This is a genomic window from Nesterenkonia sp. LB17 (genome assembly GCF_022565915.1).
Classification (GTDB): domain Bacteria; phylum Actinomycetota; class Actinomycetes; order Actinomycetales; family Micrococcaceae; genus Nesterenkonia.
In genome coordinates this window covers 340,305-358,653 of record NZ_JAJOYX010000001.1, presented here as the reverse complement: position 1 = coordinate 358,653, position 18,349 = coordinate 340,305, and the positions used below count along the sequence as shown (strand labels likewise).

General features: G+C 67.5%; 12 protein-coding genes and 1 tRNA gene. 4 read left to right on the top strand and 9 right to left on the bottom strand.

What is annotated here, in order from left to right; all coding sequences use genetic code 11:
* Positions 1 to 25: 25 nt before the first annotated feature.
* On the bottom strand, positions 26 to 1,543 hold the full coding sequence (locus tag LTH96_RS01600; RefSeq protein ID WP_241463893.1) for an L-lactate permease: 1,518 nt from the start codon (positions 1,541 to 1,543) through the stop codon (positions 26 to 28).
* Positions 1,544 to 1,554: 11 nt separating this feature from the next.
* The gene (locus LTH96_RS01595) at positions 1,555 to 2,559 is read right to left on the bottom strand and encodes a 2-hydroxyacid dehydrogenase (protein WP_241463891.1); all 1,005 of its coding nucleotides are present in this window, start codon (positions 2,557 to 2,559) and stop codon (positions 1,555 to 1,557) included.
* Positions 2,560 to 3,129: 570 nt separating this feature from the next.
* Here LTH96_RS01595 and adhP point away from each other — a divergent pair.
* Together adhP and LTH96_RS01585 are read left to right on the top strand one after the other, a co-directional pair.
* A complete protein-coding gene (adhP, locus tag LTH96_RS01590; protein WP_241464428.1) occupies positions 3,130 to 4,158 on the top strand; it encodes an alcohol dehydrogenase AdhP in 1,029 nt (342 codons plus the stop codon).
* A gap of 107 nt (positions 4,159 to 4,265) precedes the next feature.
* Entirely contained in the window at positions 4,266 to 4,607 is a 342-nt protein-coding gene (locus tag LTH96_RS01585) for a carboxymuconolactone decarboxylase family protein (protein ID WP_241463890.1), read from the top strand.
* Between the two features lie 526 nt (positions 4,608 to 5,133).
* On the opposite strand, the gene LTH96_RS01580 is transcribed toward LTH96_RS01585, so the two are convergent.
* From LTH96_RS01580 to LTH96_RS01560, 5 genes are all read right to left on the bottom strand, one after another.
* A tRNA-Met gene (locus LTH96_RS01580) sits at positions 5,134 to 5,207 on the bottom strand.
* Positions 5,208 to 5,355: 148 nt separating this feature from the next.
* Positions 5,356 to 8,475 carry a UPF0182 family protein gene (locus LTH96_RS01575; RefSeq protein WP_241463888.1) on the bottom strand — a complete coding sequence of 1,040 codons (3,120 nt, stop codon included), beginning with the start codon at positions 8,473 to 8,475 and terminating at the stop codon, positions 5,356 to 5,358.
* A gap of 89 nt (positions 8,476 to 8,564) precedes the next feature.
* Positions 8,565 to 9,656 (bottom strand): PDZ domain-containing protein, encoded by a 1,092-nt coding sequence (locus tag LTH96_RS01570; RefSeq protein ID WP_241463886.1) that lies wholly within the window; start codon positions 9,654 to 9,656, stop codon positions 8,565 to 8,567.
* 52 nt (positions 9,657 to 9,708) lie between these two features.
* Positions 9,709 to 11,253 carry a zinc-dependent metalloprotease gene (locus tag LTH96_RS01565; protein ID WP_241463884.1) on the bottom strand — a complete coding sequence of 515 codons (1,545 nt, stop codon included), beginning with the start codon at positions 11,251 to 11,253 and terminating at the stop codon, positions 9,709 to 9,711.
* A 178-nt stretch (positions 11,254 to 11,431) separates the two neighbouring features.
* Entirely contained in the window at positions 11,432 to 12,472 is a 1,041-nt protein-coding gene (locus LTH96_RS01560; protein ID WP_241463883.1) for a hypothetical protein, read from the bottom strand.
* 73 nt (positions 12,473 to 12,545) lie between these two features.
* Here LTH96_RS01560 and LTH96_RS01555 point away from each other — a divergent pair, with 73 nt between their 5' ends.
* Positions 12,546 to 13,085, top strand: a complete 540-nt coding sequence (locus LTH96_RS01555) for a M48 family metallopeptidase (protein ID WP_241463882.1) — start codon at positions 12,546 to 12,548, stop codon at positions 13,083 to 13,085.
* A gap of 7 nt (positions 13,086 to 13,092) precedes the next feature.
* Here the strand turns inward: LTH96_RS01555 and LTH96_RS01550 are convergent, their stop codons facing one another.
* A complete protein-coding gene (locus LTH96_RS01550) occupies positions 13,093 to 15,285 on the bottom strand; it encodes an ATP-dependent DNA helicase UvrD2 (protein ID WP_241463881.1) in 2,193 nt (730 codons plus the stop codon).
* Complete coding sequence (gene nudC, locus LTH96_RS01545; protein WP_241463880.1) at positions 15,282 to 16,358, bottom strand: NAD(+) diphosphatase; 1,077 nt, start codon at positions 16,356 to 16,358, stop codon at positions 15,282 to 15,284. Before nudC ends, LTH96_RS01550 begins: the two co-directional genes overlap by 4 nt.
* A 174-nt stretch (positions 16,359 to 16,532) precedes the next feature.
* Between nudC and LTH96_RS01540 the strand changes: the two genes are divergently transcribed.
* On the top strand, positions 16,533 to 18,182 hold the full coding sequence (locus LTH96_RS01540) for a phosphotransferase (RefSeq protein WP_241463879.1): 1,650 nt from the start codon (positions 16,533 to 16,535) through the stop codon (positions 18,180 to 18,182).
* The last annotated feature ends 167 nt before the right edge of the window (positions 18,183 to 18,349 follow it).

The window sequence follows — 18,349 nt, the reverse complement described above, 5'->3', positions numbered from 1 at the left end:
AGGTGCTGGGAGGTTCGACCTCAGGTCAGCGCGTGAAGGCAAAGGCCAGGAGACCTCCGAGCGCGACATAGAGAATGGCGATGGGAAACGTGGAGCGCAGCACCTTTCCCTCTTTCCCGGTGAGGCCCACGGTGGCGACGGCGGCCACGATATTGTGCGGGCAGACGATATTGCCTACCGCGGCTCCGAATCCCTGTGCCCCGAGGAGGGGCAGCGCCGGAAGGTCTGCAGCGTGGGCGGCAGTGGTCTGGAGTTCCGTGAAGAGCACGTTGGACGCGGTGGCGGAGCCGGTGACGAACGTCCCGAACGCTCCGACGGCTGGGGACAGCAGAGGCCACGCTATCCCGATGCCGGCCGCCGCGTAGGCCAGCTCGTTGGTCATCCCGGCATAGGACATGGTGCGGGCGATAGAGATCATCGCGACCAGCGCCGCCAGCACCGGGCCGAGCTGCCTGGTCGCAGTGATGAATGCCCCACGGACATCGCGTCGCGAGGCCCGCTGGAGGACCGCTCCGGAGACAAAGGCCACGGTCAGCAATGCCGCCGGGTGGAACAGCGGCTGGACGCTGCCGGTGAACCCGGTACCGGTCACCCACTCGATCGTGACGCCCTCAAGCTGGTCTCGGACCGGAGGAATCAGGCGAGTCGCGAGGACGAGAAGCACCAGGACCAGGTACGGGGCGGCTGCGCGCAGCAGCCCTCCTGGGTCACCGGCCTCCGCAGGTCCACCGCCGGAGATGGCGTTCTCCAGGCGCCGCCGTCGGACAAGGAGTGCGGCGAAGATGGCGACACCGGCGATGGCACCTCCTAGCGTGGGCAGCTCAGGACCGACAAAAGCGGCGATCAGGCCATAGGGCACAAGGAAGGAGACGGCGGCCAGGACACCCCAGGTCCATAACCTCCTGGTACCGGGCATAGCGCGGTCGATGGTCAGGACGACTGCGGCTGTCAGGATCCCGCCGAGGATGACGTGGTAAGGAGCCGTGGCCCTTGCCAGCTCCGTCCCTGAGAAATCCACCAGCGCACTCTGCGCCAGCACCGGCGTGCCGATGGCACCGAAGGAGACTCCGGCGGCGTGGCCCATGAGGGCCGCCGCCACGGCACGCACCGGCGGGAGACCTGCGGCGACCAGGAAGGGTGCGGCCAGCGCCACCGGCGTACCGAACCCAGCGGCACCCTCAAGGAACAGCGCAAAGAACCAAGCCACCAGGAGCGCCCCCATCCGGGGGTCCGGGTGGAGGCGGGCCAAGCCGGCGTGCAACCGCTCGGCAGCGCCGGTGCGTTGCTGGAGGTAGTGGATCCCCAACGCGGGACCGATGATTCCCGCCACCGTCGCGGCGATGAATGAAGCCTCGGCCACCACGCCGGCCGTGCCCGAGACCACGCTGAACGGATCCGCCGGACCCCCGAAGCCGAAGGCCGCCACGGCCAGCACCAGGGTGAGCGCGGCCGTCACCAGCCCTGCCCTGGCTGCCGACCAGTTGGCGACAGTCATGAGCACCAGGACCAACAGGACCGGTACAGCTGCCAGGAATGCCAGCATCTCCTGCCCCGCTACTCTGCGAGGTCGTCAACGGTGATCTGGTTCAGGACTTCGCCGCGCGCCGCCGCCGTGAGATTCTCCATCGTGGTGGTCACGATGTGCGTCATCGCGTCACGGGTGAAGAACGCCTGATGGCCGGTGATCAGCACGTTGGGGAAGGTGAGCAGTCGCGAGAACTCGTCATCGTGCAGGACCTCGTCCGAAAGGTCTTCGAAGAACAGATCTTCCTCTTCTTCGTACACGTCCAGACCCAGGTAACCGATCTTCCCCTGTTTGAGGGCATCGATCACCGCGCTCGTGTCGATCAGCGCACCTCGGCTGGTATTGATGAGCATTACACCGTCACGCATGCTGGCAAGACGTTCAGCCTGAATGAAATGGTGGGTCTGCGGTGTCAGCGGCAGGTGCAGCGAGACGATGTCACTGTCTGCCAGCACTTCTTCCAGAGGCAGGTACTCCACTCCCATCCTCCGGCACTCCTCGCTGGGGTGGGGATCACTCACTACCACCCGGCAGCCGAAGCCGAGCATGATCCGCGCGAAACAGGTCCCGATCCGGCCAGCGCCCACGACTCCCACCGTCCTGCCGTGGAGATCGAATCCCATCAGACCGTTCAACGCGAAGTTGCCTTCCCGGACCCGGTTGTAGGCCCGGTGGATCTGGCGATTCAATGACATCACCAGGGCCACGCAGTGCTCCGCCACGGCGTGCGGGGAGTATCCCGGGACGCGGGAGACCGAGATTCCGAGCTTCGCTGCCGCCTTCACATCCACATTGTTGAAACCCGCAGACCGCAGCATCACGTTGCGGACACCTAGCCGGCTGAGACCATCGAGCACGGGCCCGCCCACGTCGTCGTTGACGAAGACACATACCGCCTGAGCGCCTGCAGCCAGCGGAAGGGTCTCAGGCGACAAACGGGTCTCCAGGAAGGAGAGCTCATGCCCATGGGCGACATTGGCGTCCGTCAGGAACTGCTCGTCATACGGCTTTGCACTGTAAACGGCCACCCGCATGCCCTGCCTCCGCCTGTTTTCGCCGATCCCATCCCCGGTCTCCCGAGCCCGAATCCACTATGTGGTCCAGAAACGACGGCAGATAGGGCCGTTGGTCCCACTAGCTGGACTGACCAGGGACGTTGGTCAAGTCAATGTGATCCGCTGATCTGAACCCTGGCGCAAGGAAAGCCTCCTGCGGTCCCGTCGACCTGGTGACCTCTGATCACAGCCGCTGCATCGTCAGGCGCGTGGAAGAACAGAGGTGGGAGCGCGATCAGGATGATCTCCCTCCACGGCCGAGCAGACGCGAGCGCCCCTGCGGATGCAACGTGGATGCAACTCGAATGTGACTAGAGTCACGCCAAGAGGCCGCGTGAACAACAGCCCGCTCCGTGGAGTCGGCATGGTCCAGACGCAGACCCGACTGGTACTTGGACGTTGGTCCGGGAACAGGCGTCAGCAGGCGGCCTCCGTCTCGACCCGGACCTCAAAGAGAAGACCCGCCACGATCAAGGAGCCATCATGAGCAATGTCACCGCTTCCTCCACTAGTACGGACTCGGACACCCAACAGGCCCACCAAGGCACGATGAGGGCAGCAGTCGTAGAGGCCTTCGGGCAGGACCTCGTCATCAAAGAGGTCGCCATTCCCGAGCCAGGGCCGGGCCAGGCCCTGGTCAAGCTCATCTCCTCCGGCGTCTGCCACACCGACCTGCATGCCGCCGAGGGCGACTGGCCGGTCAAGCCCAGTCCGCCGTTCATCCCCGGCCACGAAGGCGTGGGGACCGTGGAGAAGCTGGGGGAAGGCGTCACCGAGCTTTCCGTGGGCCAGCTGGTGGGCAATGCCTGGCTGTGGAGTGCCTGCGGAACCTGCGAATACTGCCGTACCGGATGGGAAACTCTGTGCGAGTCTCAGAACAACGGTGGCTATAGCGTGAACGGATCGTTCGGCGAATACATGATCGTGGACGCCAAGTACGCCCCCCTCATCCCTGATGGTTCAGACCCCTACGAGGTCGGACCGGTGCTCTGCGCCGGTGTGACCGTCTACAAGGGGCTGAAGCAGACGGAGGTCCGCCCGGGCCAGTGGGTGGTCATCTCTGGCATCGGCGGGCTGGGCCACATCGCTGTCCAATACGCAGTGGCCATGGGCATGCGGGTCGTGGCGGTTGACGTCGCCGACGACAAGCTGGCCCTGGCCAAGCAGCACGGTGCCGAGATCGTGGTCAACGCCATGATGACGGATCCGGCCATCGAGATACAGGAGAAGACCGGCGGGACCCACGGCGTCCTGGTCACCGCCGTGCACCCCAAGGCCTTCGGTCAGGCCATCGCCATGACCCGCCGCGGCGGCACCATCGTGTTCAACGGCCTGCCTCCGGGAGACTTTCCCGCCCCGATCTTCGACATCGTGCTGAAGGGGCTGACCATCCGCGGATCGATCGTTGGCACCCGCCAGGACATGGTGGAAGCCCTGGAATTCTACGCCCAGGGGAAGATCCGTCCCACCTACAGTCGCCGTCCACTCGAGGACATCAACGCGATCCTCGACGAGATGCAGCACGCCAAGATCGAGGGGCGTGTGGTGGTGGACTACAGCGCTGCCCCGCAGCGCTGACCGAGTCGCGCACGAAGCGCGGAACGGAAGACGCCACACACGTCGCCAGTCGAAGATCCCGTGGATGAACACTGCATACAAAAATAGAAACGTGGAAGAGCAATAATATGATGCATTACGACTCGTCTGACGTAAAACACATGCAGACTATAAAGGAGGGATCCCCGAAAGGATTCGAGGCTTTCGCGGCGTTTGATGGCGCCGTATTCTCCGAAAACGATCATGTGTTGTCCAAGAAACTCCGCGAACTCATTGCGATCGCAGTAGCGACCACAACGCAGTGCCCACATTGCGTCGAGATTCACTCCAGGGGTGCGTATAAGGCTGGTGCGTCCGAAGAGGAAGTGTCCGAAGCCGTGATGGTCTCCGCAGCACTTCGGGCAGGTGGCGCTGTGACGCATGGTTGGATGGCAATGAAGTTCTTCCAGGATGAGGCGAACAGTGAGTGACGCGCGTTCCTGGTCGACTCTCGTTCGCTCAGGCCCCGCCCACTGGTGAGGCTCGAGGGCGGGCCGAACGTCGTCGAAGCGCGAAGAACCGCCGTCGTGAGAGTCACCGGAGCCCAGCCTCGGCTGAACTCCAGTGACCGAGTGCCCTCCGGGGTCTGCGGCCCTACGAGCAGCAGCTGAGGGTCCGATCCGCTCACGGACCGGGAGCACCCCATGGCGGCCCTCCGCGGGACCTTGGCTTCTGCGGTCTTGACCGGCACAGATGTCCAGCGATATCCGATGGGGTTGCTCGACCGCCGAGGAGAGCCTGGTCCGCGGAATCTGGCACCCTGACGAACCTGCCGCACTGCCCCAGGTCGACGGCGTCCCGCTTTTTCTCAGCGGGGGCTCCGCGGTACGGCAGGCAGGCTCATCCAACGACTCGGCCAGAACGAAGGAATCTCAAAGTCAGAGCGGAGTTGAGACTCCCCCAGGGCAAGCAAAAGGCCCCGGACCTGGTGTTCCCCAGGTCCGGGGCCTTATCTCGTTGCGGGGGCAAGATTTGAACTTGCGACCTCCGGGTTATGAGCCCGGCGAGCTACCGAACTGCTCCACCCCGCGTTGCGACTTGTTTAGTCTACGCACACATTTCCTGAGTGCAAAATCGAAATGAACTGTTCGGAGTGTGATCTCCGACACCCGCCTCCCCGTCCGGGCCACAAGGGTCCGGACGGGGAGATTCTGGGGGTCTCAGATCAGCTCCGAGTGATCACTCGTCCAGGTCAGCCTCGGCCTGCAGGGCATCATCGATGGCCTGCTGCAGCTGCTCCTGGGCTTCGCCGTAGGCGGCGAAGTCACCTTCGGCGAGTGCCGCCTCTGAATCCTGGAGCGCCTGGCCTGCGCGATCCAGGGCGTCGTTCAGACGCTCCTGAGCGGGACCGGACGGCGCGGTGGGACCGTCGGTCTCATCGGCGTCGGTCTCGTCCTCGGTGGTGGCCTCTTCCTCAGCAGGCGCCTCATCCTCGGTGGTGGCATCGTCCTCAGCGGGGACGTCACCCTCGGGGACATCGAGCTCGGAGTCCACAGCGTCGCCGGTGACGCCTGCACCATCAGCCACTGCGGCTCCGGAGTCGCCGCCGAAGACCTGGTCGAGAGCCTCGTCGAGGGTGTCAGCGAAGCCGACCTCCTCGCCGTAGGCCACCAGCACCTTGCGCAGCGCCGGGTAGGCGGCCGCAGTACCGGTGGACTGCACGTAGACCGGCTGGACATAGAGGATGCCCCCACCGGCGGGAAGGGTGATCATGTTGCCGTTGATCACTTCGGAAGCGCCCTGACGCAGCAGGTTCAGCTCCTGCGAGATCTGCGAGTTCGAGTCGAAGTTCGCCTGGGTCTGGCCGGGGCCAGGCACGGCGGTGTCACGCGGAAGCTCCAGCAGCCTCAGCTGGCCGTAGTCCTCCGCCTTCACCCCGTCCTCACCCGTGCCGGCGTCACCGGCGGCGGCGAGGAAGCCGTAGAGCACGTTGCGCTGCTGTGCACCTTCAGCGATCTGTGGGATGAACGTACCGGTCAGCGAGAAGGAAGGCTCCTCCTGGTCGGGCATCTGCAGCGTCATGTAGTACGGCGGCTGCGCCACGGAGTTCTCGTCGTCGGCGGTCGGATCCGCAGGAACGGACCAGGCGTCGTTGTTCTCGTAGAACGTGCCGGGATCGGTCACGTGGTAGCGACCGAGCAGCTCGCGCTGGACCCGGAACATGTCCTCGGGGTAGCGGACGTGATCCAGCAGCTCCGCCGACATGTTCTCGTAGGGCTGGAGCGCGTCGGGGAACACCTCCTGCCAGGCGCGCAGGATCGGATCCTCGGTGTCCCAGGCGTAGAGGTCCACCGAGCCGTCATAGGCATCGACGGTGGCCTTCACCGAGTTGCGGATGTAGTTGACCTGTCCGGTGAGCATGGGGGCTCCCTGGGTCAGCGCATCCGTGGTGGCCTGCTCCAGCTGCTGCTGGGCCGAGTAGGGGAAGTCGTTGGAGGTGGTGTAGCCCTCCACGATCCACTTCACCCGGCCGTCGACGATCGCCGGATAGATGTTCTGATCGACGTCGAGGAACGGTGCGACTTGCTGCACACGTTCACGCGGCTCGCGGTCGTAGAGGATCTGCGACTCTTCGTTCATATCCCCGGAGAGCAGGATCTCAGGGGACTGGAACTGGATGGCGTAGACGAGCCGGTTGAACAGGCCGCCGACGGCGGGGCCACCCTCACCTTCGAAGGTGTAGACGGTCTCGGTCTCGGAGTCTGCTGCCGCCGGACGGTCGAGCTCCAGCGGATCGGCACCCTCGGGCGCACCGACGATCGAGTACTGCGGCGAGTTCTCACCGAAGTAGATGCGCGGCTCATAGTCCTCATCCGAGGCCAGCTCGCCGCGGGTGGGGATGCCCTGCAGCGTGAAGCTGGGGCGTCCTTCGGGGGTCACGGTGTTGGCGTTGGCCGCGACCAGGCCGTAGCCGTGGGTGTAGATCAGGTGACGGTTGACCCAGGAGGCGTCGGTGGGCACGTTGAGCTCGCGGGCGGCGATCACCGTGTCGCGGCGTTCGCCGTCGATCTCGTAGCGGTCGAAGCTCAGCGTGTCGGGGAAGGAGTAGTACTGGCGGAACTGCTGGAACTGACCGAACGCGGCGGAGACCAGGTTCGGGTCCAGCAGGCGGATGTTCTGCGTGTTGGCCGCATCCTCCGCGAGTGCGCCCGGGGTGGCCGAGGCGTCGGCCTCGTAGCTCTCCTGCTCGATCTCATGAAGGCCGTAGGCGTAGCGGGTCAGCTCCATGTTGCGCTCGATATAAGGCGTCTCCAGGGTCCGCTCCGAGGGCTGGACCTGGTACTCCTGGACGAAGAACGGGACCAGGCCGCCACCGATGATCGCGGTGATCAGCAGCATCGCAGAACCGATGATGGAGAAGCGCCAGCGGGCGGTCACGGCGGTGATGATGAAGATGCCGGCCACCACCACCGCGGCGACGGCGAGGATCGCCTGCGCCGGGATGACGGCGTTGACGTCGGTGTAGAGCGCGCCGGCCCAGGTTCCGCTCTGGTTCTGCAGGGTGGCGTAGCGATCGAGCCACCAGTTGGCACCTTGGAGCAGCAGGAACAGAGCCGCGGTCACGGCGATGTGCCAGCGGGCTGCCTTCTCGACCACGAACTTGCCGTTGGCCTCGATGCGGATGCCGCCGAAGAGGTAGTGGGTCAGGATGCCGGCGATGCCGGCGACCAGCACGGCCGAGATCAGGAAGCCGTTGATGAATCCGAGGAACGGCAGGGTGAAGACGAAGAAGGCGAAGTCCATCCCGAATTCGGGATCGGTCATGCCGAAGGGCTGCTGGTTGAGGAACAGCATCACGTTTTCCCAGCTGCCCTGGGCCGCGGTGCCTGCGAAGAGGCCCATCAGCACGGGCAGGCCGATCATGAACAGGCGACGCATCGAGTTCAGTGTGCGCTGGTAGCGGATCACCGATTCGTTCATCTGGCTCTGCACCGAACTGGGGCGGGTGCGGAAGGCCAGGAACAGGCTGAGCCAGACCAGGCCTGCCATCACCAGGAACGCGATCAGGAAGATCACACCGCGCGCGATGCGCTCGGTCCAGAAGACATCCTCATACCCCAGCTGGTTGAACCAGAGGATCTCGGCGTAGAAGCCGGAAGATGCCACGAAAATGCCGATCAGCGCGGCGATGATGACGATCGTCAGCACCAGTGCTGACGGCCGCCGCGGCCCGGAACTCCTAGCTGGCCGGTCGGAACCGGACCCGCCGGAGTTGTCGCCGTCGTCCCCGCCCGAACCGGAGCCGAACAGGCCTCCGCCGAACGGGTTCGCGGACCCGAATCCCTGAGAGAAACTCACGGATAAACCCTCGTCTCTATATATGTGCTTGGATACATCGGTGTTGCTGGTGGGTCAGGCAGCTGACCCGGCTGGACCGGCGCACCGGTTCAGCTTCCGCAGGGCTCGAGCCCCGCGAGGAAGTCTTCGTCTGCGTCGCGGACCGCCTCGACGATCGCGCGACCTTCGGACACGTCATCGACCGCGTAGGTCGACAGCCCGCCGGGCACCCGCCCGTCGAGTTCGGCGCAGTTCGCTGCCGGGACGAGGAAGTTCTCGATCCCCTGGGAGCGTGCACCGACGACCTTCTGAGCGATCCCGCCGATGGGCCCGACCGTGCCGTCCGGGTCCACCGTGCCCGTGCCGGCCCAGTTCTCCCCGCCGGTCATGGACTCTTCCGTCATGGAATCCACGAGGCCGAGGGTGAACATCAGCCCCGCGCTGGGACCGCCGACACCGTCGAGCTGGATGTCGACCTCCACCGGGAACGCGAACTCGTTCTCGAGCATGATTCCCACGTAGTAGTCGCCATCCGCTTCTTGGTAGGTGGGGACCTCGTAGTCGAGCTCCTCACCATCGCGAAGCACTGTCAATGCTACCGGCTGACCTGCGGCGGTGTTGACTGCGTCACGCAGCCCCTCGAGTCCGGTGATGGAGCTCCCGGCCGCCGCGGTGACCCGGTCCCCGGGCTGGAGCTGCTCGTTGGTGCCGACCTGGACCGCCTCGGCGGTGAAGTCGATGACGGAGAGCTCCTGGTCATACCCGATGCCGAGCTCCTCCAGGGCCGCAGCCACCGCAAGATCCTGGGAGCTGGTCATCGCGGCGGTGTTCTGCTGCTGGACCTGCTCGGCGGTGGTGCCGGAGGGGTAGATCAGCTCGTGCGGCTGGATGTCGGTTCCGGGGCTGAGCCAGCCGGTGACGGCCTCCGGGACGCGCACCGTGGAGGTGGGTGCCCCGGCGACGAACACGGTGGTCAGGTTCAGCGAACCCTCGGTCGGGTAGGTCGGTTCTCCGTTGACGGAGATGACGGCCTGGTCCTCGATCTCGCCGATGGTGTTGAACATCGGGCCAGGGCTCTCCACCAGGTAGGGGCTGGGAAGCAGCAGGCTGAGCAGTCCAATGATGAGCGCTGACGTGCCGGCCGCCGCCTGCAGGCTTCTCCGCAGACTCAGCCTCTTCGGTTTCGGGGTGTGCTCAGTCATGATGATCGTCACTCATCATCTCATCTGTGACCAGCCGCACCGGAAGATGACGTCAGGCCCCCGGCGACTTGCCGTCGTATCCGCCGTCGAGCAGCTTCTGCAGCTCCTCGTCGATCTTGGCGGTCTCTTCCTGACGTTCCGCGCGGCGCTGCTGGAATCCGGTCGGATCGTCGAGGTCCTGCTCGTCGGGCTGGACATCGGGGTGGCCCCAGACGTCATCGCGTCCGGACATCCCCTCGGTCTCGCGCAGGTGCGCCCAGAGGGCGGCGGCGTCGCGGAGCCGACGGGGACGCAGCTCCAGTCCCACCAGTGCGGCGAAGGTGTCCTCGGCCGGTCCCCCGGAGGCCCGACGGCGGTTCATCGTCTCGCGCAGCCGGGACAGCGATTCCAGGTGCTCGGCGGCCTGGGTGACGACGTCGTCCACCCAGCCCTCGACCAGCGCCAGGGTGGTCTCGATGCGCTTCAGCGCGGCCTCCTGCATGGGGGTGCGCTCCTCCGGGAAGAGGCCCTCACCGAGGATGGAGTTCATCGCCTCGGGGTTGTTCGGGTCCATCTGGCTGGCGGCCTCTTCGATCCGGTCCATGTCGATGTGGATCCCGGCGGCATACTGGCCGACGGCGTTGAAGAGGTCCTGCTCGAGCCAGGGGGCGTTGTTGAACAGGCGCATCCGGGCGGCTTCACGCAGCGCCAGGTAGAGCAGCACCTCGCGCTTGTCCACACTGAGGCCCTTGCTGAACTCGCGGACGTTCTTGGGCAGCAGCGCGGTGGTGTTGCCGGCCAGCGGCAGTCCGGTGTCCGACGAGGAGACGACCTCCTTGGCGAGTGCGCCCACGGCCTGGCCGAGCTGCATGCCGAAGGCCATGCCGCCCATGGACTCGATCATGCCGGTGATCTGCTGTGCGCCGGCTCCGCCCATCATGGACTCGAGCTCCGGGGGAAGGCCTGAGCCTTCCTCGCCGAGCTGGTCCTTGATGGCGCTGCCGAGGGCCTTGGAGACCGATTCGGCGACCGGTTCGGTCAGCCGCTTCCAAGAGTCGAAGGTCTCCTCGACCCACTGGGCGCGGGACCAGGCCTGGCCGATCTGCCCGGCGGTCTCGAAGGTGGTGGCCCCGTCGAGCCACATGTCCGCCAGGCGCAGGGCGTCGTCGATCTCCTTGCGCTCGGCGGCCGAGACGCTGGGGTCATCGCCGGCGGCGGCCTGGCGTGCGGCCTGCCGCGCCATGGACCAGTTGACCGGGCCCTTGTCCTCGTCGGCAGGGTTCTGCATGGCGGAGAACATGGACTGGACCTGTCCCATGATCTGCTGCATCATCTGCGGGTTCATATCGGCCATGCCGGGGATCTGCGAGGGGTCGAATCCGGGAGGGAGGCCGGGGATTCCGCCCTGATCACCGGCGCCTGCACCGCCACCTGCGCCGGGGGTGCCGGTGAAGCCGATGCTGGGGCCGCGCTTGGCGGCGTCGTCCTTGTCGGCGTCATCACCGGGGGTCTGCCCGGGCATCTGCCCGCCGAAGAGCTGTTTGAAGAACTCCTCCATGGGGTCACGTGGGTCTTCCCCGTTGCCCTGGTCGTTGCTGCCGGAGTTGTTCTGGCTCATCGGACGCTCCCTGTGGTGATCCTGGTTCGGCCTGAGAGACTCCAGCGTATCCAGCGCGGCTCGGTGATGTCTGTATGGGCGCGGTCAGTTCGCCACAGGATGAAGTCGGGCTGTGATGTTGACGGTGGGGCTGCCCCTTCTCAGCTGTCCTGCTCGCCTGTTCTGATCCCTGCCCTCATCACCCGGAGACGGGAGTGTTCAGCCGGCAGGCGCATTCCGGGTGTGGGCTCACCTGCTCCAGGCTGAGCTTCCCGGTCGAGGCGGAGAGGCCGATCATCCGCGAGGCGGTCTGCGGCGTGACCTCGCCATCGATGGCGAGCTGGACCTCGCGGGCGAGAAGGCTCGCCACCACCGTCGCAGACTGCGGGTCCTCCTGATCCAGGGGAGGATTCGCGGTCGGATGCTGTCCTGCGAGCGCGGTCTGCACGGTGTCCCAGTGCGGGTCTGCTGCGGCGCCGTGCAGCTGCAGGCACTGCGGGCAGGGGCCGTGGTCGCGGCTGAGCAGCGGACCGATCTGCCACTGGTCGGGGCCCGCGCCCAGCGGGTGCCGAACCACCGGCAGCACCAGCTGGGCCCGGGCGGCTGCGGCGGAGAGTCGCGCCGGGGCGACGGCGCGCCGGGCGAAGATCACCTGGATGTCCACCGGCTCCTGCGGCAGCGCGGGCGGGGTGTGCGGGATCGGGAGCGAGGTGTTCGCGGCGGACGCCGAGGTCTGCCGGGCGGGCGCCGAGCAGGTGATGACTGCTGCTTCGGGGTCCTGCCGCAGGCAGGACCGGCGCACCGCGACGGCGCGGGTGAGGCCCACCGCGGCCGCGGGATACCCGGCCGCCACGTCGGCCCGGTCGACGAGATGATCGTCGCGCAGCAGCAGCAGGCCCAGGGGCAGGCGGGTCAGCTGCTCGGCGAGAAGCGCAGCCGGGCGGGGCAGCCCATCGATCAGCACCGCCGCCAGCTGGCGTCGCGCCTGCACCCGGATCGCCGCTGCGGCGGTGGGCGGGCAGCCCTCGGCAGGGCGCGGGCAGCCCTGCTCGGGACAGGAGTCTCCGTCGTCGGCAGCTTCTTCGCCGCGGGTGACGCTGACCGGTTCCTGCAGGCGTTTCAGGGTCTGCCGGGCAGGGCCGATGATCCGCACGGCGCGGTCACCGGCGCCGAGCTGGATGGTGCGCGCATCGAGCACGAAGACGTCTTTCCATTCCGCGGGCAGTGTCCCAGGATCCATCTCCCTATCGTGCCAAGGCCGGGATGGTCGGGCTGAGTTTTCCACAGTCTTGGGCCGGGCTAGGCTCCTTCTCATGGCGTCGAGGCAGCTTCAGCAGCAGATCACGGTGGACGGCCAGCAGGTGCTGGTGGTCCGCTCGACTCGGCGCACCCGAACCATCTCGGCTGATCAGGTGGCGGGGACTCTGCGCCTCCGGGTTCCCGTGCGGCTGAGTCAGCGCGAGATCGAAGACCACGCCCGAGCCTTTCAGAAGAAGCTCAGCCGCCGCGCGGCACGGCGACCGCGCAGCGATGAGGAGCTGCTGGCACGGGCATCCGCGCTCTCGGCCCGCTATCTGGACGGCGTCCCGCAGCCGGAGGCGGTGAGCTGGTCCACCCAGCAGCACCAGCGCTGGGGCTCCACGACATCGACCACCGGGACCATCCGACTCTCCTCGCGGCTGCGTGAGATGCCGGTCTGGGTGCAGGACTCGGTGCTGGTCCACGAGCTGGCGCATCTGATCGAGCCCGGGCACGGGCCGAGCTTCAAGGCACTGGTCGCGAAGTATCCGCGCACCGGCGAGGCCGATGCGTTCCTTGCCGGCGTCAGCTGGGCCGACCACCACGCCGACTGAGCCCTGATCAGACCTCTTTGAGGATCTCACGGAGCCGGTCGCCGTGCTTCTCGAGCTTGCGCTCGCCGATGCCGGGGACCTTCAGCAGCTCCGCGTCCGAGGTGGGCTTCAGTTCGGCGATGACCTCCAGGGTGGCGTCGGTGAAGATCACGAAGGCGGGCACCTCGAGCTCCTTGGCGTAGTCGCTGCGCCAGGCGCGCAGCTTCTCGAAGAGCGCCTCGTCGTAGCGGGCGGGGCAGCTCTCGCAGCGGCGCCGCTTGACCTCGGTGGCCACCGTGAGGATCTTCCCGCAGGTCGAGCAGGTGGAGGCCTTCTTCTTGCGCGCCGCGGCGTTGGGGCTCAGCCCGCCCGCCGAGGGGATGATCTTCCGGCCCGGCTCCTCGATGCCCATCTCCTTGCGCAGCGGGCGCAGGAAGCGCGAGGGGGTGCGGCGGCCGCGGCCGCCGGTGTGCCGGGAGGCCGCGGAGGAGAGGAAGAGGAACTTCCGTGCGCGGGTGATGCCCACGTAGAACAGCCGGCGCTCCTCGTCGACCTCCTTCTGGGTCTTGGCGAAGGTGATCGGCATCAGCCCTTCGGAGAGTCCGGCGAGGAACACCGCCTCCCATTCCAGGCCCTTGGCCGAGTGCAGCGAGGCCAGCGTGACGCCCTCCACTGTGGGAGCATGCTGCGCGGCGGAGCGCTCCTCGAGCTCGGTGATGAAGCTGCGCATGGTGAAGTCTTCGCGCTCGGTGGAGAGCTGGTCCGCGAGCCCCACCAGAGCCGCCATGGACTCCCAGCGTTCGCGGACCGCGCCGGTGGCCTCGGGGGCCTTCGCGGAGTAGCCGTGGGAGGAGAGGATGTCGCGCACACTCTTGGACACCGTGTCCCCGGCGTCGTCGACCAGTGAGGAGGTGCGCAGGGCGGCGAGCGCCTCGCGGACCTCCCGGCGGGAGAAGAACCGCTCGGAGCCGCGCAGCTGGTACGAGATCCCGGCAGTGGCCAGGCTCTGCTCAAAGGCCTGGGACTGTCCGTTGGTGCGGTAGAGGATGGCCACCTCGGAGAGCGGCACCCCTTGTTCCTGCAGCGCCTTGATCTCGGAGGCGATCCACCCGGCCTCGGTGTCGTCATCGGCGTGCTGGATCAGCTTCGGGACCGGGCCGCGCTCGCGCTGCGAGATCAGCTGCAGCGGCTCGGGCCAGGGCGCCGGATCGGTGAGGCGAACCGTCTCTCGGGTGCGGTCGGCCAGCAGCGAGTTCGCCAGCTTCACCACCTCGGGGGTGGAGCGGTAGTCACGGACCAGCTTGACCAGGTTCGCCTCGGGGTGGCGGCGCTTGAAGCCGAGCAGGTAGTCCGGGGTGGCGCCGGTGAAGGAGTAGATCGTCTGGGCGGCGTCGCCGACCACGCAGATCTCGTCGCGTCCACCGAGCCAGAGGTCGAGCATCCGCTGCTGCAGCGGGGAGACGTCCTGGTACTCGTCGACCACGAAGTGGCGGTACTGCTGGCGCACCTGGGCGGCCACCCGCTCATCGTCCTCCAGGATGCCGACGTTGAGCAGCAGCACGTCCTCGAAGTCGATCAGGTGCTTGTCCAGCTTCACGTCCTCATAGGACTGATACAGCTTGGCGAAGGTGCGGTGGTCCACTCCCCCGGGCGCGGGCCGGCCAGCGCCCTCGGCGGTGGCGACCTCCAGGTAGGACTCCGGGGTCAGCGTGGAGACCTTCGCCCATTCGATCTCGCTGGCGAGGTCGCGCAGCGCGGCACGGTCGGTGGTCACGTGCAGCCGGCGCGCGGCCTCGGCGAGCAGCCGGACCTTGTGGTCGAGGATCTGCGGCATGGTCCCGCCGATGGCGACCGGCCAGAAATACTGCAGCTGGCGCAGCGCGGCGGCGTGGAAGGTGCGCGCCTGGACCCCGGGGGCGCCCAGCGCGCTGAGCCTCGAGCGCATCTCGGCGGCGGCGCGGGCGGTGAAGGTCACGGCGAGCAGCCGGTGCGGGTCATAGACCCCGGCGCGGACGCCGTAGGCGATCCGGTGCGTGATCGCGCGGGTCTTGCCGGTGCCGGCCCCGGCGAGGATGCACAGCGGACCCTTCAGCGTGGAGGCGGCCAGGCGCTGTTCCTCGTCGAGTCCGTCGAGGATCGCTTCGGGCGGGGCGGCGGCCAGCTGGGTGGCGGAGAGCGTGTGTCCGGTGGAGGAGCTGGAGGAGAAGGCGGGCTGACTCATCGGGGCTGCTGTCCTCGCTGACCGGGCCGGCCGTTTGTGCTGCCAGTATTCGCGCGGCTGGGGGCCGGGCGCGGCTGGGCATCGGAGACCGCGTTGATCAATGTTCCGTGCCAGCGTTCGATCAGCGCCCGGGAGATCGAGGAGCGGGTCGGCAGGGTGACCTCCCCGGCCTCGGCCGCCTCGGTGAGCTCTGCGCGGGTGAACCAGCGGACGTCACGGATCTCGTCGCCGTCGGGCCGGGCCACGGAGGGATCACGGGCCACGGCGAAATGCCCGAGCATCAGCGAGCGTGGGAAGGGCCAGGACTGTGACCCCATATAGCGGATATCGGAGACGACGACGCCGGCCTCCTCCTCGATCTCACGGGCCAGTGCCGCTTCCACCGACTCCCCGGCCTCGACGAACCCGGCGAAGGTCGAATAGCGGCAAGTGTCCCAGCGGTGGGCCGAGCCCAGCAGGATCCGGTCATCAGAGTCCAGCACTGCGGTGATCACGGCGGGGTCGGTGCGCGGGAAGGTCTGCGCGCCACAGTGGGGGCACACCCGGCGCCAGCCCGAGACCTCCACCTCGGTGGCGGTTCCGCAGGAGGCGCAGAAGCGGGTGCCGACATGCCAGGCGGTGATCGCCAGCGCCTGGGTGAGCAGGGCGGCGTCGAGCGGGGTCAGCTGAGATCCGGCGAAGGCAAGGTCAGCCCAGGTGGTCCCGGTGGTCCCGGCGGCGACGTGCTCATCGGCGGGCTTGGGGTGCGCCACCGTGACCACGTGAACGAGCGCGGCCGCGCCACCGCGGCTGCCGGAGACACCGTTGCTGGCAGCTCCGTCGGGCAGCTCGGCGGGATCCACGGCACCGAGCGCCACGGCACCCTCGGGCAGCGGGCCGGTCGCCTCTTCGTAGTCCAGCCGGTTCCCACTGAGCCGGGCGCGACGGCCGTATAGGCGCAGCACCCGGGTGCCGGGGGTGGACCAGACTTCGCTGAGCCATTCGGGGCGTTTGCGCTGGGCGTCGAGGCGGTCGATCCGGGCCCCGTCCTGGGGCAGGACGAGCAGGCCTTCACCAGGGTCCCGGAGGTGCATATGCATATCCTCCACCGTACCGGGCCCGAGACCGCGGGGAGCACCCGCAGGACCTGTGTGGACAGCGAGGATCGCCGCACCGAGAGGACCGCATGAGTGCCAATCCCGTGTGATTTCATCAATTCAGCGTGGCCCGGCCGCGCGTATGGGGTCTGACCCCATACGCTGGTCCTCGTGCGATGGACATCGATGGAACTTGCGGCCCTGGCGACCGCGGCAGTGCCGGGCCTTTCCCCGACCGGCGTGGCCGCGGCGGCCGACGACGCCCGCGACTTCACGTCCGCCGTCGTCATCGACTCTGAAGGTCACCGCTGGAGGATCCGCTCTCCGCAGCATCAGGAAGCGGCGATGCGTCTGGAGACCGAGCTGCAGGTGCTGCGCGGCTTCTCCACCGGCATCCGCGCCGAGCTGCCCTTCCGGGTCCCCTCCGTCGCCGGCGCCGTGCGCCGCGGGGAGATGCGCACCTTCGTCTACAACCACCTGCCCGGCACCTCGCTGGAGCTCAGCGAGCTCTCCATGCAGCCGCAGGCCGTCATCGAGGACATCGGGCGCACCATCGCCGCGATCCATGACCTCGACGAGGCCGTGGTGGACAACGCCGACCTGCCCCGATACTCCGCCGAGCGATACCGCCAGCGTCGACTCAACGAACTGGACCAGGCTGCCACCACCGGGGAGATCCCGGCCCTGCTGCTGCGCCGCTGGGAGCACGCCATGGAGGACCGCGAGCTCTGGGGCTTCACCCCCGCCGTCACCCACGGGGACCTGCACGAGGATTCACTGCTGATCGAGGGCAAGCGCGTCATGGCCGTCACCGGTTGGACCGACCTGCACAGCGGGGATCCGGCGGATGACTTCGCCTGGCTCACCGCTGCCGGGGATGCCGAGTTCACCGAGAAGGTCCTCGCCGCCTACCGCCGCCACCGCACCGGCGAGGTCGACGAGCACCTGATGCGCCGCGCCGCCCTGACCGCGGAGTTCGCGCTGGCCCAGTGGCTGGTCCGCGGGCACGCCAGTGAGAACCCGGAGATGATCGCGGAGGCGAGGGGTCTCCTGGAACAGCTCAAGACAGACATCGAGACCTACGGCGGACAGCCGATCGCATTGACCCCGGTGGCGGGCGATGAACCCGCCGCGCCCGCCGAGGAACAGGACTCCCGTCCTGTGGCCCGCGCTGGTGCCGCGGCGACCGTGGCCGACACCGGCGAGTGGGCGGACTCCGGTGAGGACGACGACGAGCCCGCCGTCATCACCGACGCCGGTGCCTCCCAGACCAGCCACCACCAAGACCTCACCGAGGACGCCGGCGCCACCGGCGAGGTCCCGGCGTTCGCGCCCCGCCCGCTGCCCGGGGATGAGCCCACCGGCTCCATTCCGGTCATCGCGAACGAGCCCCCTGCCGAGGAGCCCATTCCCGACGTGATCTTCGATGAGGAGGACGAGGGCGACCTCCCGATCCACCCCGATGAGGCCTCGGAGCGTCGGGCGAAGGATAAGCACTTCTTCCCCGCGGTCGCCTCGGCGACTTCGGCGGCCTCCACGGGGTCTGCATCTTCGGCCCAGTCGGCACGTTCCGCCGAGTCTGCCCAGTCCGCCGCCTCGGCGCAGTCGACATCCTCCGCGCAGTCTGTGCCGGCTGCGCAGCCGGTGCCCCCCGTGCAGCCGGCAACAGCAAACTCCTCGGAGCAAGGCGAATCTCCCGATTCACCTGAGTCCCCGGACTCACCAGAGTCTGCCGACTCCGCCCCTTCCCCGGAAGAATCCGAGGGCGGGAACGAGTCGATCTATCATCGGCACCCGGGCCTGCGCCCACCGACCGCCTAAATCTCCTGGTTCGGCCTCCTCACCGCCGAGGAGAGGCCTGTCCAGGACACCTGCACGTCAGGCCCTCAACGTCGAGGTGCGGCGCCGCCCCGGGAATGATCCCCGCCGTGGCGCAGTTGTCGGATGAGTGTCTTCTCCCGGCTTCTCGGATTTGGCAGGCTCGACGC

Coding starts and splice junctions, on each gene's coding strand:
- LTH96_RS01565 (WP_241463884.1), bottom strand. CDS start 11,253: ATGAGCCAGAACAACTCCGGCAGCAACGACCAGGGCAACGGGGAAGAC.
- LTH96_RS01555 (WP_241463882.1), top strand. CDS start 12,546: ATGGCGTCGAGGCAGCTTCAGCAGCAGATCACGGTGGACGGCCAGCAG.
- nudC (WP_241463880.1), bottom strand. CDS start 16,358: ATGCACCTCCGGGACCCTGGTGAAGGCCTGCTCGTCCTGCCCCAGGAC.
- LTH96_RS01585 (WP_241463890.1), top strand. CDS start 4,266: ATGATGCATTACGACTCGTCTGACGTAAAACACATGCAGACTATAAAG.
- LTH96_RS01570 (WP_241463886.1), bottom strand. CDS start 9,656: ATGACTGAGCACACCCCGAAACCGAAGAGGCTGAGTCTGCGGAGAAGC.
- LTH96_RS01560 (WP_241463883.1), bottom strand. CDS start 12,472: ATGGATCCTGGGACACTGCCCGCGGAATGGAAAGACGTCTTCGTGCTC.
- LTH96_RS01550 (WP_241463881.1), bottom strand. CDS start 15,285: ATGAGTCAGCCCGCCTTCTCCTCCAGCTCCTCCACCGGACACACGCTC.
- LTH96_RS01595 (WP_241463891.1), bottom strand. CDS start 2,559: ATGCGGGTGGCCGTTTACAGTGCAAAGCCGTATGACGAGCAGTTCCTG.
- adhP (WP_241464428.1), top strand. CDS start 3,130: ATGAGGGCAGCAGTCGTAGAGGCCTTCGGGCAGGACCTCGTCATCAAA.
- LTH96_RS01600 (WP_241463893.1), bottom strand. CDS start 1,543: ATGCTGGCATTCCTGGCAGCTGTACCGGTCCTGTTGGTCCTGGTGCTC.